This window comes from Micromonospora sp. NPDC005252 (assembly GCF_042872475.1).
In the GTDB taxonomy this organism is placed as follows: Bacteria; Actinomycetota; Actinomycetes; order Mycobacteriales; family Micromonosporaceae; genus Micromonospora.
The window spans coordinates 578,984-594,528 of sequence record NZ_JBIAKN010000004.1; the positions used below are offsets into that span (position 1 = coordinate 578,984).

General features: G+C 72.9%; 15 protein-coding genes. 13 read left to right on the forward strand and 2 right to left on the reverse strand.

Annotated features, from left to right (window positions below; genetic code table 11):
• Window positions 1-8: 8 nt before the first annotated feature.
• Together aroC and ACFYPH_RS15700 are read left to right on the forward strand one after the other, a co-directional pair.
• Entirely contained in the window at window positions 9-1,187 is a 1,179-nt protein-coding gene (gene aroC / locus ACFYPH_RS15695) for a chorismate synthase (RefSeq protein WP_387182239.1), read from the forward strand.
• Complete coding sequence (locus tag ACFYPH_RS15700) at window positions 1,187-1,690, forward strand: shikimate kinase (protein ID WP_354863179.1); 504 nt, start codon at window positions 1,187-1,189, stop codon at window positions 1,688-1,690. Before aroC ends, ACFYPH_RS15700 begins: the two co-directional genes overlap by 1 nt.
• 70 nt (window positions 1,691-1,760) lie before the next feature.
• Here ACFYPH_RS15700 and ACFYPH_RS15705 read toward each other — a convergent pair whose 3' ends face one another.
• Entirely contained in the window at window positions 1,761-2,489 is a 729-nt protein-coding gene (locus ACFYPH_RS15705) for an alpha/beta hydrolase (protein WP_355067087.1), read from the reverse strand.
• 79 nt (window positions 2,490-2,568) lie between these two features.
• Between ACFYPH_RS15705 and ACFYPH_RS15710 the strand changes: the two genes are divergently transcribed.
• Genes ACFYPH_RS15710 through nusB form a run of 5 tightly spaced genes read left to right on the forward strand, consistent with a single transcriptional unit; the run spans window position 2,569 to window position 6,157 of the window.
• Window positions 2,569-3,567, forward strand: a complete 999-nt coding sequence (locus ACFYPH_RS15710; RefSeq protein WP_387182243.1) for a helix-turn-helix transcriptional regulator — start codon at window positions 2,569-2,571, stop codon at window positions 3,565-3,567.
• Window positions 3,568-3,577: 10 nt separating this feature from the next.
• A complete protein-coding gene (aroB, locus tag ACFYPH_RS15715) occupies window positions 3,578-4,657 on the forward strand; it encodes a 3-dehydroquinate synthase (RefSeq protein WP_354863182.1) in 1,080 nt (359 codons plus the stop codon).
• Entirely contained in the window at window positions 4,654-5,121 is a 468-nt protein-coding gene (aroQ, locus tag ACFYPH_RS15720) for a type II 3-dehydroquinate dehydratase (RefSeq protein WP_354863183.1), read from the forward strand. The genes aroB and aroQ overlap by 4 nt, the downstream gene beginning before the upstream one ends.
• A gap of 44 nt (window positions 5,122-5,165) precedes the next feature.
• The gene (gene efp, locus ACFYPH_RS15725; protein WP_007458344.1) at window positions 5,166-5,723 is read left to right on the forward strand and encodes an elongation factor P; all 558 of its coding nucleotides are present in this window, start codon (window positions 5,166-5,168) and stop codon (window positions 5,721-5,723) included.
• Between the two features lie 23 nt (window positions 5,724-5,746).
• Entirely contained in the window at window positions 5,747-6,157 is a 411-nt protein-coding gene (nusB, locus tag ACFYPH_RS15730) for a transcription antitermination factor NusB (protein ID WP_193376622.1), read from the forward strand.
• Window positions 6,158-6,231: 74 nt separating this feature from the next.
• On the opposite strand, the gene ACFYPH_RS15735 is transcribed toward nusB, so the two are convergent.
• A complete protein-coding gene (locus ACFYPH_RS15735; RefSeq protein WP_007458348.1) occupies window positions 6,232-6,720 on the reverse strand; it encodes a transcriptional regulator in 489 nt (162 codons plus the stop codon).
• A 289-nt stretch (window positions 6,721-7,009) separates the two neighbouring features.
• Between ACFYPH_RS15735 and pyrR the strand changes: the two genes are divergently transcribed.
• From pyrR to ACFYPH_RS15765, 6 genes are read left to right on the forward strand one after another with little or no spacing between them, the layout of a single operon-like run.
• Entirely contained in the window at window positions 7,010-7,594 is a 585-nt protein-coding gene (pyrR, locus tag ACFYPH_RS15740; RefSeq protein WP_007458350.1) for a bifunctional pyr operon transcriptional regulator/uracil phosphoribosyltransferase PyrR, read from the forward strand.
• Complete coding sequence (locus ACFYPH_RS15745; RefSeq protein WP_007458351.1) at window positions 7,591-8,517, forward strand: aspartate carbamoyltransferase catalytic subunit; 927 nt, start codon at window positions 7,591-7,593, stop codon at window positions 8,515-8,517. The genes pyrR and ACFYPH_RS15745 overlap by 4 nt, the downstream gene beginning before the upstream one ends.
• Window positions 8,514-9,791, forward strand: a complete 1,278-nt coding sequence (locus tag ACFYPH_RS15750; protein ID WP_355067091.1) for a dihydroorotase — start codon at window positions 8,514-8,516, stop codon at window positions 9,789-9,791. The genes ACFYPH_RS15745 and ACFYPH_RS15750 overlap by 4 nt, the downstream gene beginning before the upstream one ends.
• On the forward strand, window positions 9,788-10,951 hold the full coding sequence (gene carA / locus ACFYPH_RS15755; protein ID WP_387182248.1) for a glutamine-hydrolyzing carbamoyl-phosphate synthase small subunit: 1,164 nt from the start codon (window positions 9,788-9,790) through the stop codon (window positions 10,949-10,951). Before ACFYPH_RS15750 ends, carA begins: the two co-directional genes overlap by 4 nt.
• A complete protein-coding gene (gene carB / locus ACFYPH_RS15760) occupies window positions 10,944-14,291 on the forward strand; it encodes a carbamoyl-phosphate synthase large subunit (RefSeq protein WP_354862812.1) in 3,348 nt (1,115 codons plus the stop codon). The genes carA and carB overlap by 8 nt, the downstream gene beginning before the upstream one ends.
• Complete coding sequence (locus tag ACFYPH_RS15765; protein ID WP_355067093.1) at window positions 14,288-15,346, forward strand: quinone-dependent dihydroorotate dehydrogenase; 1,059 nt, start codon at window positions 14,288-14,290, stop codon at window positions 15,344-15,346. The genes carB and ACFYPH_RS15765 overlap by 4 nt, the downstream gene beginning before the upstream one ends.
• Window positions 15,347-15,545 lie beyond the last annotated feature (199 nt).

The window sequence follows — 15,545 nt, forward strand, 5'->3', positions numbered from 1 at the left end:
TGACCGCTGTGTTGCGCTGGCTGACTGCAGGTGAATCGCACGGTCCCGCCCTCGTCGCGCTGATGGAGGGGGTGCCGGCCGGCATCGAGGTGAGCACCACCGAGATCGCGGGCGAGCTTGCCCGCCGTCGGCTGGGCTACGGCCGTGGTGCCCGGATGTCGTTCGAGCAGGACGAGGTCGAGGTGATCGGCGGGCTGCGGCACGGCGTGACCCTGGGCAGCCCGGTGGCGATCCGGGTGGGCAACTCCGAGTGGCCGAAGTGGCGCACGGTGATGGCCGCCGATCCCGTCGACCCCGACGAGCTGGCCCGGCAGGCCCGCAACGCGCCGCTGACCCGCCCCCGGCCCGGCCACGCCGACCTGGCCGGCATGCAGAAGTACGGCCACCACGACGCCCGGCCGATCCTGGAGCGCGCCAGCGCCCGGGAGACCGCCGCGCGGGTGGCCGTCGGCGCCGTCGCCAAGGCGCTGATCCGGCAGGCCCTGGGCATCGAGATCGTCTCGCACGTCGTCGAGCTGGGGCCGGTGGCCGCGAAGCCCGGGCTGCGCCCGACCCCGTCCGACGCCGACCGCATCGACGCCGACCCGCTGCGCTGCCTCGACCCGGAGGCCAGCGCCCTGATGGTCGCCGAGGTGGACGCCGCGAAGAAGGCCGCCGACACCCTCGGCGGCGTGGTGGAGGTGCTGGCGTACGGGGTGCCGCCGGGCCTGGGCAGTCACGTGCAGTGGGACCGCAAACTCGACGCCCGGTTGGCCACGGCGCTGATGTCGATCCAGGCGATCAAGGGGGTGGAGATCGGCGACGGGTGGCAGCAGGCCCGCTCCCGCGGCTCCGAGGCGCACGACGAGATCATCCCGTCGGCCACCGGCGTCCGCCGCGTCACCGACCGGGCCGGCGGGCTGGAGGGTGGCATCACCACCGGCGAGCCGCTGCGGGTGCGCGCCGCCATGAAGCCGATCTCCTCGCTGAACCGTGCGCTGGCCACCGTGGATGTCGTCACGGGCGAGCCGGCGACCGCCATCAACCAGCGCTCCGACGTCTGCGCGGTGCCCGCCGCCGCGGTCGTCGCCGAGGCGATGGTGGCGCTCGTGCTGGCGGAGGCGGCCACCGAGAAGTTCGGCGGTGACTCGGTCGCCGAGATCCGCCGCAACCTGGCCGGCTACCTCGGCGCGTTGGTCATCCGCTGATGGCGCCGGTCGTGGTCCTGGTCGGGGCGCCCGGCTGCGGCAAGACCACCGTGGGGCAGGCGCTCGCCGCCACCCTCGGCGTGGAGTTCCGGGACACCGACGCCGACATCGAGCAGCTGGCCGGCAAGAGCATCCCGGAGATCTTCATCGACGAGGGTGAGGACCACTTCCGGGCCCTGGAGCGGGCCGCCGTGGCGGCGGCGCTCGCCGCCGGCACCGGTGTGCTCGCCCTCGGCGGCGGCGCCGTGCTGGCCGAGGAAACCCGGGCGGCCCTGGTGGGGCATCGGGTCGTCCACCTCTCGGTGGAGCTGCCCGACGCGGTGAAGCGGGTCGGGCTCGGCGCGGGCCGGCCGCTGCTGGCGATCAATCCGCGCGCCACCCTCAAGCACCTGATGGATCAGCGCCGGCCGCTCTACGCCGAGGTGGCCACCGAGACGGTGATCACCGACGGCCGGACCCCGGCGGCGGTCGTCGCCGAGATCGCCGCCCTGCTTCCGCGCTGACGCCGGCCCGGCCGGGAACCGGCCCTCCGGGCGGCGGTCGGTGCGTTCGCCGCCCGGTGCGGGCGTCCGCTCAGGTGCGAGCGACCAGGTCGAGGACGTCGGCCAGCGCCTTCGGCTCGCTGAGCATCGGCCAGTGCCCGGTGGGCAGTTCGTGCAGCTGGCCGTCGGCCAGGCCGGTGAAGAACGGGTGCCCCTCGTCGATCATCTGCCGCACCACCGCCAGCGGGAAGGTGCTGGCGACCAGTGCGGTCGGCACCGGGCGGCCACCCGTGCGGCGTACCGGATCGGTCGCCGTCCGCAGGGGCTGCGCGGTGCAGCGCTCGCGCAGGAGGGACAGCGTCGGCTCGTCCAGGCCGGCCAGGTTGGTCGGGTCGGCCGCCGGGTCCCAGGCCGGCGGTGGCAGCAGGTGCCCGTCGCCGATCGCCGCGCGCAGCCGCTGCTGCTCCGGCGGCGGCACCGTGTCGAACTGCGCCGTGCCGTCCGGCAGCGGCCCGCTCTCCACGTAGACCACCCGGGCGATGCGGTCCGGGATGACGTCGGCCGCCTGGGCCACCGGCATGCCGCCGCCCGAGTGCCCGACCAGCAGCACGTCGCGCAGATCCTCGACCTCGATCAGCCGGACGATGTCGGTGGTGTGCGTCTGCAGGGTCACCTGCGGCCCGGCGAGGTGGTGGCGCTCGGCCACCCCGGTCAGCGTCATCGGGTGGACGTCGTGGCCCTGCGCGCGCAGCAGGCCGGTCACCTCCCGCCACGCCCAGGCGCCCAACCAGAACCCGGGCACCAGTACGAACGTCGCCATCTGTCACTCCTTCTCTCGGCTACCGAGCGACCGTACGATCGAAACCGGACAGAATCCGCCCGGTTTGGAGGAGTGGCCCGTGTCTCATCCCGCCGGTCGGGTGCTGGCCCTGCTCGAGCTGCTCCAGGCCCGGCACCGGGCGACGGCCGGCGAGCTCGCCAGCCGGCTCGGTGTGGACGAACGGACGGTGCGCCGCTACGCGGCCACCCTTGTCGAGCTGGGCATCCCGGTGCTCGCCGACCGGGGCCGGCACGGCGGCTACCGGCTGCATCCCGGGTTCAAGCTGCCGCCGCTGATGCTCACCGACGATGAGGCGGTGGCCGTGCTGCTCGGCCTGGTCGTCGCCGAACGGGTCGGGCTGGCCACCGAGCTGCCGGCCACGGCGACCGCCCTGGCGAAGATCCGCCGGGTGCTGCCGGCGGCGCTGGCCGATCGGCTGACCGCCGTGCAGGAGCACCTCGGCTTCACCCTGCGGCGGCCCGAGCCCCAGGCGCGACCGGCGTCGGGCACCCTGCTGGCCCTGGCCGCGGCCGCCCGGCACCGGCAGCGGGTGAGCCTGGACTACCGCTCGTGGCGTGGTGAGCGGTCGCATCGCGACCTCGACCCGTACGGGCTGGTCTTCCACGCCGGCCGCTGGTACGTCACCGGCCACGACCACCGGCGCGGGGAGGTGCGCACGTTCCGACTGGACCGGATCGGCGCCGTGACGCCCGGCGCGGCGACGTTCACGGTGCCGGACGGCTTCGACGCGGTGGCGTGGCTGACCCGGTCGCTGGCGGGCGTGCCCTACCGGCACGAGGTCGAGGTGCTGCTGGAGACCGACCTGGTCGCCGCCCGGCGGCGCATCCCGGCCAGTGTGGCCGAGCTGACCGCCAGCGGCGGCGGGGTGCTGCTGCGGGCCCGGGCGGAGAGCCTTCCCGGTATGGCGGCGCTGCTCGCCGGGCTGGGCTGCGCGTTCACCGTGCGCCACCCGGACGCGTTGCGTACCGCCGTGGCCGAGCACGCGCGCCTGCTGGCCGACTGGGCCGCCCGGCCAGCAGGTGGACAGACGCGGTCGCCACGCCGTCCGCTGGACTAGGCTGCCGGCGATGGACGAGGTGACCCGGATTCCGGTCGGCGGCGAACGGCCGTACGACGTGCTGGTCGGGCGCGACCTGCTGGACGCGCTGCCCGGGCTGCTGCCCGGCGCGACCCGGGCGGCGGTGCTGCACACGCCCCCGCTCAAGGCCCTGGCCGACGCGATCGGCGAACGGCTGCGCGCGGCCGGCGTCGAGCCGCTGCCGATCGAGGTGCCCGACGCCGAGTCGGGCAAGCAGATCGAGGTGGCGGCCGCCTGTTGGGACCGGCTGGGCGCGGCTGGTTTCACCCGTACCGACGCGGTGGTCGGCGTCGGCGGCGGCGCGGTGACCGACCTGGCCGGCTTCGTCGCGGCCTGCTGGCTGCGGGGCGTGCGCTGGGTGCCGGTGGCCACCTCGCTGCTGGGCATGGTGGACGCCGCCGTGGGCGGCAAGACCGGGATCAACACCGCCGCCGGCAAGAACCTGGTCGGCGCGTTCCACCCGCCGGTCGGCGTGCTGGCCGACCTGGCCACCCTGGACAGCCTGCCCGCCGTCGACCTGGCGGCCGGGCTGGCCGAGGTGGTCAAGTGCGGCTTCATCGCCGACCCGGTGATCCTGGATCTCGTCGAGCGTGACCCGGCGGCGGCCACCGACCCGCGCGGGCCGGTGACCCGGGAGCTGATCGAGCGGGCCATCCGGGTCAAGGCGGACGTGGTCGCCGGCGACCTGCGCGAGTCGGGCCTGCGGGAGGTGCTCAACTACGGCCACACCCTGGCCCACGCCATCGAGCAGGTCGAGGGTTACCGCTGGCGGCACGGCCACGCCGTGGCCGTGGGCCTGGTGTACGCGGCCACGCTGGCCCGGCTCGCCGGCCGGCTGGACGCGTCGACCGCCGATCGGCACCGGCGTACCCTGACCGCGCTCGGTCTGCCGGTGAGCTACCCGGCCGACGCCTGGGAGCGGCTGCTGGCCGTGATGCGGGTGGACAAGAAGGCCCGGGGCAGCCGGCTGCGGTTCGTGGTGCTGGACGCGCTGGCCCGCCCGGCGATGCTGGAGGGCCCGGACGACGCGCTGCTGGAGGCCGCCTACCGCGAGGTGGCCACCCCGTGAAGGTGTACGTGTTGAACGGGCCGAACCTGGGCCGCCTCGGCACCCGGGAGCCCGCCGTGTACGGCTCGACCAGCTACGCCGACCTGGTGACGCTCTGCGAGGCCACCGGCCGGGACCTGGGGCTCGACGTGACGGTCCGGCAGACCGACGCCGAGCACGAGCTGCTCGGCTGGCTGCACGCCGCCGCCGACGAGGGCGCCGCCGTGGTGCTCAACCCGGCCGCCTGGTCGCACTACTCGTACGCGGTGCGCGACGCCTGCGCCATGCTGCGCGGGCCGCTGGTGGAGGTGCACCTCTCCAACATCCACGCCCGCGAGGAGTTCCGGCACCACTCCGTCGTCTCCGCGGTGGCGACCGGGGTGATCTGTGGTCTCGGCATCGACGGCTACCGCCTCGCCCTGCACCACCTGGCCACCCGCGCAGGGGTCGTCCCGAGCGGGGACCGGGCGATTCGACGCAGCTAGTAGACTCCTAGGGTCTGTCCGCCAATTGATGATCAAGGCAGGAAATGGCCTCCACCAACGACCTCAAAAACGGCCTGGTACTCAACCTGGACGGCGAGCTCTGGGCCGTCGTCGAGTTCCAGCACGTCAAGCCCGGTAAGGGTGGCGCGTTCGTGCGCACCACGCTGAAGAACGTGCTGTCCGGGAAGGTGGTCGACAAGACCTTCAACGCGGGCACCAAGGTCGAAACCGCGACCGTGGACAAGCGCACGATGCAGTATTTGTACGCCGACGGCGAAGACTTCGTCTTCATGGATCTGGAGACCTTCGACCAGATCACCGTGCCCGGCGGCACCGTCGGCGAGGCAGCCAACTACCTGCTGCCCGAGGCGGAGGCGACCGTCGCCCAGCACGAGGGTGTGCCGCTCTACATCGAGCTGCCCACCAGCGTCGTGCTGGAGGTCACCTACACCGAGCCCGGCCTGCAGGGCGACCGTTCGACCGGCGGCACCAAGCCGGCGACCGTGGAGACCGGCGCCACCGTGCCGGTTCCGCTGTTCATCACCACCGGTGAGAAGATCAAGGTCGACACCCGCGACGGCCGTTACCTCGGCCGCGCCTGATGGCTGAGGGTCCCAAGCAGCAGATGCCGGCGCGCCGTAAGGCGCGCAAGCGGGCGCTGGACGTCCTCTACGAGGCCGACCTGCGGGATCGGCCGCCCGTCGAGGTCCTGGCCGGCTACCTCCAGCGCATCGAACAGCCCCGCCCGGAGCACCTGGGTTACGCGGTGGGCCTGATCGAGGGGGTCGCCGAGCACCTCAACCGCATCGACGAGCTGATCGCCAGCTACGCCGAGGGTTGGACGTTGGAGCGGATGCCGGTGGTCGACCGCAACCTGGCCCGGATCGCCGTCTACGAGTTGCTCTACGTCGACGAGATCGACGACGCGGTGGCGATCAGCGAGGCCGTCGAGTTGGCCCGGCAGATGTCCACCGACGATTCGCCGCGGTTCCTCAACGGCGTGCTCGGGCGCATCGCCGAGTACGCCACCCGCTGAGCGGCCGCGTAACCCGTACGACGAGAAGGGCCCGTGCCATCCGGCACGGGCCCTTCTTTCGGTGAAGCGACAGCTCAGGAGGCGAAGAACGCCCGGGGGTCGGCCACCAGCACGCCGTGCTCGGTGAGCCGCTCGATCAGACCCGACGGTGAGGCGTCGTAGACGATCGCGAGCGCCCGCAGGTCGTCGGCGCGGATGGAGAGCACCCGGCCGTTGTAGTCACCGCGCTGCTGCTGGATGGCGCGGGCGTAGCGGGCGACGTAGGCCAGGTCCTCGGAGGCCTCGTCGTAGAGCCGCTCCAGGTCCAGAACGATCTTGCTGGTGGGCTCGTGCCGGACGCCGCTGCCGTCCGGCAGCAGTTCCGAGACGGGGACCCGGTAGAACTCGGCCAGCTCGGCCAGACGGGACACCGTCACGGCCCGGTCGCCACGCTCGTACGAGCCGACCACCACGGCCTTCCACCGCCCGTTCGACTTCTCCTCCACACCCTGCAGGGAGAGGCCCTGCTGCTGGCGGATGGAGCGCAGGCGTGCGCCCAGAGATTTGGCGTATTCAGAGGGCATTCGGACACTCCCAGTGCTGCTCGGGGTTCTCCCGTCGATCGCTACGGAGCGTGACGGTACGGGGAATGCGACACGTGGTCAAGTGGTCGTGACCTTACCGTTGGGGAGCACCGAGGGAGTTATCCCCATTTCGTCGGCCTGATCCGGTGGTCAGCGGCCGCCGTCCGTCGGCCCGGTGACCACTGGTAACGTGGCGTGAAGCCTCGGTCGGGTTCGCTCGCGCTCGCCGGCCGGAGGTGCCCGACATCCTTTAACGACCCGTCCCGTGAGGCGGGGAAGGAGGTCCGCCGTGGCATACCCACCGGCTGCCCGCTCGTCACCACCGCGACAACCCTCGGTGAAGGTGATCCTCGCCAGCGCCGACGTGCAGCGCGTGGTCGACCGCATCGCCCACCAGATCCTGGAGAAGACCCAGGGCGCCGCCGACACCGTGCTGCTCGGGATTCCCACCCGGGGTGCGCCCCTCGCGCGGCGGCTCGCCTCCCGGATCAGCACCTTCGAGGACGTCGTCGTCCCGGTCGGTGTGCTCGACATCACCCTCTACCGCGACGACCTGCGTCGGCACGCGACCCGCGCGATCGGCCCGACCCAGGTGCCCAGCGGCGGCATCGACGGCAAGCGGGTGATCCTCGTCGACGACGTGCTCTTCTCCGGGCGCACCGTGCGCGCCGCGCTCGACGCGCTCAACGACGTGGGCCGCCCGGCGTCGGTGCAGCTCGCCGTCCTGGTCGACCGCGGCCACCGTGAGTTGCCGATCCGCGCCGACTACGTCGGCAAGAACATCCCGACGGCGCTCGCCGAGAGCGTCAAGGTGACGCTCGCCGAGACCGACGGCGCCGACGAGGTCAAGTTGTACGGGGGAACCACCTCATGATCAGGCACCTGCTCTCCGGCGCGGACCTGGACGCCGACACCGCCACCGAGATCCTGGACACCGCCGCCGAGATGGCCACGGTCGCCGGCCGCGAGATCAAGAAGCTGCCCGCGCTGCGTGGCCGGACGGTGGTGAACCTCTTCTACGAGGACTCCACCCGCACCCGGATCTCGTTCGAGGCGGCGGCGAAGCGGCTCAGCGCCGACGTGATCAACTTTTCCGCGAAGGGGTCCAGCGTCGCCAAGGGCGAGAGCCTGAAGGACACCGCGCTGACCCTGCAGGCGATGGGCGCCGACGCGGTGGTCGTGCGGCACCCCGCCTCCGGCGCCCCGCACCGGCTCGCCAACTGGGTGGACGGGTCGGTGGTCAACGCCGGCGACGGCACCCACGAGCACCCGACCCAGGCGCTGCTCGACGCGTACACCATGCGGGCCCGGCTGGGCCGGCTGGCCGGCCTGTCGGTCGCGGTGGTCGGCGACGTGCTGCACTCGCGGGTGGCCCGCTCCAACGTCCTGCTGCTGTCCACCCTCGGCGCGAAGGTCACCCTGGTCGGTCCGCCCACCCTCATCCCCGTCGACATCGCCGGCGCGCTCGCCCCGGGCACCGACGTGTCCTACGACCTCGACGCCGTGCTGCCCGACGTCGACGTGGTGATGATGCTGCGGGTGCAGCGGGAGCGGATGAAGGACTCCTACTTCCCCTCCGCGCGCGAGTACTCCCGCCGTTATGGGCTGGACGGCCCGCGGATGCGCCGCCTGCCCGAGCACGCGATCGTCATGCACCCGGGCCCGATGAACCGGGGGATGGAGATCACCCCCGAGGTGGCCGACTCACCCCGCTCCACCATCGTCGAACAGGTCACCAACGGGGTCTCCGTGCGGATGGCTGTTCTGTACCTGCTGCTCGGAGGGAACAACCGGTGACCGCGTACCTCATCACCAGCGTGAGCATCGTCGGCGCCGCGCCGACCGACCTGCTGATCCGCGACGGCGTCGTCGCCGAGGTCGGTCCGGGGCTGTCCGCGCCGGACGCCGTGGTGGTCGACGGCGCCGGGCTGGTCGCCCTGCCGGGCCTGGTCGACCTGCACACCCACCTGCGCGAGCCCGGCCGGGAGGACGCCGAGACCGTCGAGTCCGGGTCCCGGGCGGCGGCGTTGGGCGGCTACACGGCGGTCTGCGCGATGGCGAACACCTCGCCGGTCGCGGACACCGCCGGCGTCGTCGAGCAGGTCTGGCGGCTCGGCCGGGAGGCCGGCCTGGTCGACGTGCAGCCGGTCGGCGCGGTCACCGTCGGGTTGGCCGGCGAGCGCCTGGCCGAGCTGGGCGCGATGGCCGACTCGGCGGCCCGCGTGCGGATCTTCTCCGACGACGGGCACTGCGTCGCCGACCCGTTGCTGATGCGCCGGGCCCTGGAGTACGTCAAGGCGTTCGACGGGATCATCGCCCAGCACGCCGAGGAGCCCCGCCTCACCGAGGGCGCCCAGATGCACGAGGGTGAGGTCTCCACCCGGCTGGGGCTGATCGGCTGGCCGGCGGTCGCCGAGGAGGCGATCATCGCCCGGGACGTGCTGCTGGCCGAGCACGTGGGCAGCCGCCTGCACGTCTGCCACGTCTCCACCGCCGGCAGCGTCGAGGTGCTGCGCCAGGCCAAGGCCCGTGGCGTACGCGTCACCGCCGAGGTCACCCCGCACCACCTGCTGCTCACCGACGAGCGGGCGGCGACCTACGACCCGGTCTTCAAGGTGAACCCGCCGCTGCGCACGGCCGCGGACATCACCGCCCTGCGGTCCGCGCTCGCCGACGGCGTCATCGACATCATCGCCACCGACCACGCCCCGCACGCCGTGGAGGACAAGGAGTGCGAGTGGGCGTACGCCCGGCCGGGGATGCTCGGCCTGGAGACGGCCCTGTCCATCGCGCTCGACGTGCTCGGCCCCGAGTGGGACCTGATCGCCGAGCGGATGTCGCGCACCCCCGCCCGGATCGCGGGGCTGACCGGGCACGGCGTCGACCCGGCGCCCGGTGTGCCGGCCAACCTGACCCTGATCGACCCGGCCGCCCGCCGCACCATCGAGCCGGCGGAACTGGCCAGTCGCAGTCGCAACACCCCGTACGCCCGCATGACGCTGCCGGGTCGCATCGTGGCGACCTTCCTGCGCGGCGAGCCGACGGTCCTGGACGGAAAGGCTGTCAAGTGAGCAAGCGCAGACCCGCGATTCTCGTCCTCGAGGACGGGCGCACGTTCCCCGGCGAGGCGTACGGCAGCGTCGGTGAGACTTTCGGCGAGGCGGTCTTCAACACCGGCATGACCGGTTACCAGGAGACGCTTACCGATCCGTCCTACCACCGGCAGGTGGTGGTGCAGACCGCGCCGCACATCGGCAACACCGGCGTCAACGGCGAGGACGACGAGTCCGGCCGGATCTGGGTGGCCGGCTACGTCGTCCGCGACCCGGCCCGGATCGGCTCGAACTGGCGAGCCACCGGCAGCCTGGAGGACCGCCTCGCCACCGAGGGTGTGGTGGGCATCAGCGGTGTGGACACCCGGGCGTTGACCCGGCACCTGCGCGAGCGGGGCGCCATGCGGGTGGGCATCTCCAGCGTCGAGAAGGACCCGCAGAGCCTGCTGGCCCGGGTCCGGCAGTCACCGCAGATGGTCGGCGCGGACCTGTCCGCCGAGGTGACCACCGCCCAGCCGTACGTCGTCGAGGCGGTCGGCGAGCACCGGTTCACCGTGGCGGCGCTGGACCTGGGCATCAAGCGCAACGTGCCGCGCCGACTGGCCGCGCGCGGGGTGACCACCCACGTGCTGCCGGCCTCGTCGAGCATCGAGGACCTGCTGGCCACCGGCGCCGACGCGGTCTTCCTGTCGCCCGGCCCCGGCGACCCGGCGACGGCCGACGGCCCGGTGGCGCTGGCCCGGGAGGCGCTGCGGCGGGAGGTGCCGCTGTTCGGCATCTGCTTCGGCAGCCAGATTCTCGGCCGGGCGCTCGGCTTCGGCACCTACAAGCTGGGCTACGGCCACCGGGGGATCAACCAGCCGGTGCTCGATCGGGCCACCGGCAAGGTGGAGGTGACCAGCCACAACCACGGCTTCGCGGTCCGGGTGCCCGGTGCGGGGCAGGGCGCGGTCGTTCCCGACCAGGTGATCGACACCGACTTCGGCGGGGTGCGGGTGTCGCACGTCTGCCTCAATGACAACGTGGTCGAGGGGCTGCGGGCCGTGGACGTCCCCGCCTTCACCGTGCAGTACCACCCGGAGGCGGCGGCCGGCCCGCACGACGCCGACTACCTCTTCGACCGTTTCGCGGAACTGATCGAAGGCCGGACCCACAGCAAGGGGCGCAGCAATGCCTAAGCGGACCGATCTCAAGCACATCCTCGTGATCGGCTCCGGGCCGATCGTCATCGGGCAGGCCTGCGAGTTCGACTACTCCGGCACGCAGGCGTGCCGGGTGCTGCGCAGCGAGGGCATCCGGGTCAGCCTGGTCAACTCCAACCCCGCCACGATCATGACGGACCCCGAGTTCGCCGACGCCACGTACGTCGAGCCGATCACCCCGGAGTTCGTGGAGCTGGTCATCGCCAAGGAGCGCCCGGACGCGATCCTGGCCACCCTCGGCGGGCAGACCGCGCTGAACACGGCCGTCGCCCTGCACGAGGCCGGCGTCCTGGACAAGTACGGCGTCGAGCTGATCGGCGCGAACATCGACGCCATCAACCGGGGCGAGGACCGCCAGCTGTTCAAGGAGATCGTGGCGAAGGCCGGCGTACGCCTGGGCGTCGACGACCCGGCCGGGCTGGTGCCCCGCTCCCGGGTGTGCCACTCCATGGACGAGGTCGAGGCGACAGTCGCCGAGCTGGGCCTGCCGGTGGTGATCCGGCCGTCGTTCACCATGGGTGGCCTGGGCTCCGGCATGGCGCACACCCCGGAGGACCTGGCCCGCATCGCCGGTGACGGCCTGACCGCCAGTCCGGTGCACGAGGTGCTCATTGAGGAGAGCGTGCTCGGCTGGAAGGAGTACGAGCTGGAGCTGATGCGCGACCGGCACGACAACGTGGTGGTCGTCTGCTCGATCGAGAACCTGGACCCGATGGGCGTGCACACCGGCGACAGCGTCACCGTGGCCCCGGCCATGACGCTCACCGACCGGGAGTACCAGCGCCTGCGCGACCTGGGCATCGCGGTGCTGCGCGAGGTCGGGGTGGACACCGGCGGCTGCAACATCCAGTTCGCGGTCAACCCGGTCGACGGCCGGATCGTCGTGATCGAGATGAACCCCCGGGTGTCGCGCTCCTCGGCGCTGGCGTCCAAGGCGACCGGCTTCCCGATCGCGAAGATCGCCGCGAAGCTGGCCATCGGCTACACGCTCGACGAGATCCCCAACGACATCACCCTGAAGACCCCGGCGGCGTTCGAGCCGACCCTCGACTACGTGGTGGTGAAGATCCCCCGGTTCGCGTTCGAGAAGTTCCCCGGCGCGGACCCGGAACTGACCACCACCATGAAGTCGGTGGGCGAGGCGATGAGCCTCGGGCGCAACTTCACCGAGGCGCTGAACAAGGCGATGCGCTCGATGGAAACCAAGGCCGCCGGCTTCTGGACGCAGCCCGACCCGGCCGACGCGACGCGGGAGAACACCCTCACCGCGCTGCGCATCCCGCACGACGGCCGGCTCTACACGGTGGAGCGGGCGCTGCGCCTCGGCGCGTCGATCGCCGAGGTCGCCGAGGCGTCCGGCGGGATCGACCCCTGGTTCCTGGACCAGATCGCCGCGCTGATCGAGCTGCGCGCCGAGATCGTCGACGCGCCGGTGCTCGACGTCGAGCTGCTGCGTCGCGCCAAGCGGGCCGGCCTGTCCGACCGGCAGCTCGCCGCGCTGCGTCCGGAGCTGGCGGCCGAGGACGGCGTACGGACCCTGCGCCACCGCCTCGACGTGCGCCCGGTCTACAAGACCGTGGACACCTGCGCGGCCGAGTTCGAGGCCACCACCCCCTACCACTACTCCACCTATGACCTGGAGACCGAGGTCGTGCCGTCGGGCCGGCCGAAGGTGCTGATCCTGGGCTCCGGCCCGAACCGGATCGGGCAGGGCATCGAGTTCGACTACTCGTGCGTGCACGCGGTGCAGGCGCTGCGGTCGGCCGGTTACGAGACCGTCATGGTCAACTGCAACCCCGAGACGGTCTCCACCGACTACGACACCGCCGACCGGCTCTACTTCGAACCGCTGACCTTCGAGGACGTCCTGGAGGTCTGGCACGCGGAGGACTCCTCCGGCCGGGCGGCCGGCGGGCCGGGCGTGGTCGGCGTGGTCGTGCAGCTCGGCGGGCAGACCCCGCTGGGGTTGGCGCAGCGGCTCAAGAACGCCGGCGTGCCGATCGTCGGCACCTCCCCGGAGTCGATCCACCTGGCCGAGGAGCGGGGCGCGTTCGGCGCGGTGCTGGCCCGTGCCGGGCTGCGCGCGCCGGCGCACGGCATGGCCACGTCCTACGACGAGGCCAAGACGATCGCCGACGAGATCGGCTACCCGGTGCTGGTCCGACCGTCGTACGTGCTGGGCGGGCGGGGCATGGAGATCGTCTACGACGACCCGACGCTGCGCGACTACATCGGTCGGGCCACCGACATCTCCGGCGACCATCCGGTGCTGGTGGACCGGTTCCTCGACGACGCCATCGAGATCGACGTGGACGCCCTGTGCGACGCCGACGGCGCGGTCTACATCGGTGGCGTGATGGAGCACATCGAGGAGGCCGGGATCCACTCCGGCGACTCGTCCTGCGCGCTGCCGCCGATCACCCTCGCGGGGTCGCACCTGGCCGAGGTCCGCCGCTACACCGAGGCGATCGCCCGCGGTGTCGGCGTGCGCGGTCTGCTCAACGTGCAGTACGCGCTCAAGGACGACGTGCTCTACGTCCTGGAGGCCAACCCGCGCGCGTCGCGGACCGTGCCGTTCGTCTCGAAGGCGACGGCCGTTCCGCTTGCCAAGGCGGCCGCCCGGATCGCGCTCGGCGCGACCATCGCCGAGCTGCGCGCCGAGGGCCTGCTCCCGGCGACGGGCGACGGCGGCACGATGCCCGCCGACGCGCCGATCGCGGTCAAGGAGGCGGTGCTGCCGTTCAAGCGCTTCCGGACCCGGGCCGGCAAGGGGATCGACTCGCTGCTCGGCCCGGAGATGAAGTCGACCGGCGAGGTGATGGGCATCGACACCAACTTCGGGCACGCCTTCGCCAAGAGCCAGTCCGCCGCGTACGGGTCGCTGCCGACCGCCGGGAAGATCTTCGTGTCGGTGGCCAACCGGGACAAGCGCGGCATGATCTTCCCGATCAAGCGGCTGGCCGACCTAGGCTTCGAGATCGTCGCCACCACCGGCACGGCCGAGGTGCTGCGCCGGCACGGGATCGCCTGCGAGCAGATCCGCAAGCACTACGAGGCCGGCGAGGGGGAGGACGCGGTGTCGCTGATCCTCGGCGGCGACGTGGCCCTGGTGGTCAACACCCCGCAGGGCTCCGGCGCGAGCGCCCGCTCCGACGGCTACGAGATCCGCAGCGCCGCCGTCACCGCCGACATCCCCTGCATCACCACCGTTCCGGGCGCGGCGGCGGCGGTCATGGGCATCGAGGCGCGGATCCGGGGCGACATGCAGGTCCGCCCCCTGCAGGACCTGCACGCCACCCTCCGGGCGGCCCAGTGACCCTGTTCGAGCGGGTCGTGCGGCCGGGGTTGTTCCGCCTCGGCGGTGGCGACGCCGAGGCCGCGCACGAGTGGACGCTGCGGCGGTTGGCCGGGCTGTCGCGGCGTCCGGTGGCGTTGGCGGCCCTGCGGGCCCGCTACGCCGTCCAGGCGCCGCGCACGGTGTTCGGCGTGCGATTCCCCAACCCGGTCGGGCTGGCCGCCGGCATGGACAAGGACGGCGCCGCGCTGGCGGCCTGGCCGGCGCTCGGCTTCGGCTTCGTCGAGGTCGGCACGGTGACGGCGCACGCCCAGCCGGGCAACCCCCGGCCACGGCTGTTCCGGCTGCCGGCCAGCGAGGCCGTGGTCAACCGGATGGGCTTCAACAACGCCGGGGCCGCCGCGCTGGCCGCCCGGCTGGACGCGCTGCCGCGCCCCATCGGGGTGCCGCTGGGGATCTCGCTGGGCAAGTCCAAGGTGACCCCGCTCGACGAGGCGGTCGAGGACTACCTCGCCTCGTACCGGGCGCTGCGCGGGCACGGCGACTACTTCGCGGTCAACGTGTCCTCGCCGAACACCCCGGGCCTGCGCTCGTTGCAGGACCGCGCGCATCTGGACGCCCTGCTGGCCGCGCTGGTGGGGGAGAAGCCGGTGCTGGTCAAGATCGCACCGGATCTCACCGAGGCGGCGATCGCCGAGCTGCTGGAGGTGTGCCTGGCCCGGGGCGCCGCCGGGGTGATCGCCACCAACACCACCCTGGCCCGCGACGGCCTGGCCCCGGCCGAGGCCGAACGCGGCGCCGAGACCGGTGGCCTGTCCGGCCGGCCGCTGACCGGCCGCGCCCGGGACGTGGTCGCGTTCGTCCATCGGGAGACCGCCGGCGCCCTGCCGATCATCGGCGTCGGCGGGGTGCTGGACCCGGACGACGCGGCGCGGATGGTCGACGCCGGCGCCGACCTGGTGCAGCTCTACACCGGCTTCATCTACCGGGGGCCGGCCCTGGTCCGCGCCGCCGTCCGTGCCGCCGCGCGCGCGGCGGCCACAGCGGGGGCGCCGGACCCGGTCGCCGGGCGTTGACCGGCCCGGGTCCGGTGCTGACCCCGCCCCGCGCCGCGCCGGCTCTGCGGCGGGGGTTCCACCCCCTCCGCGAGGCCTTTGCTCTGCTTCAACCCACGCAACGGCCGGCGTCCGATATCCGGACACCGGGCGTTGCCTCCGTTGAAGCAGAGCAAAGGATGAGAAGGAACGACCCGACCGGCGGCCTGACGACCGGCGC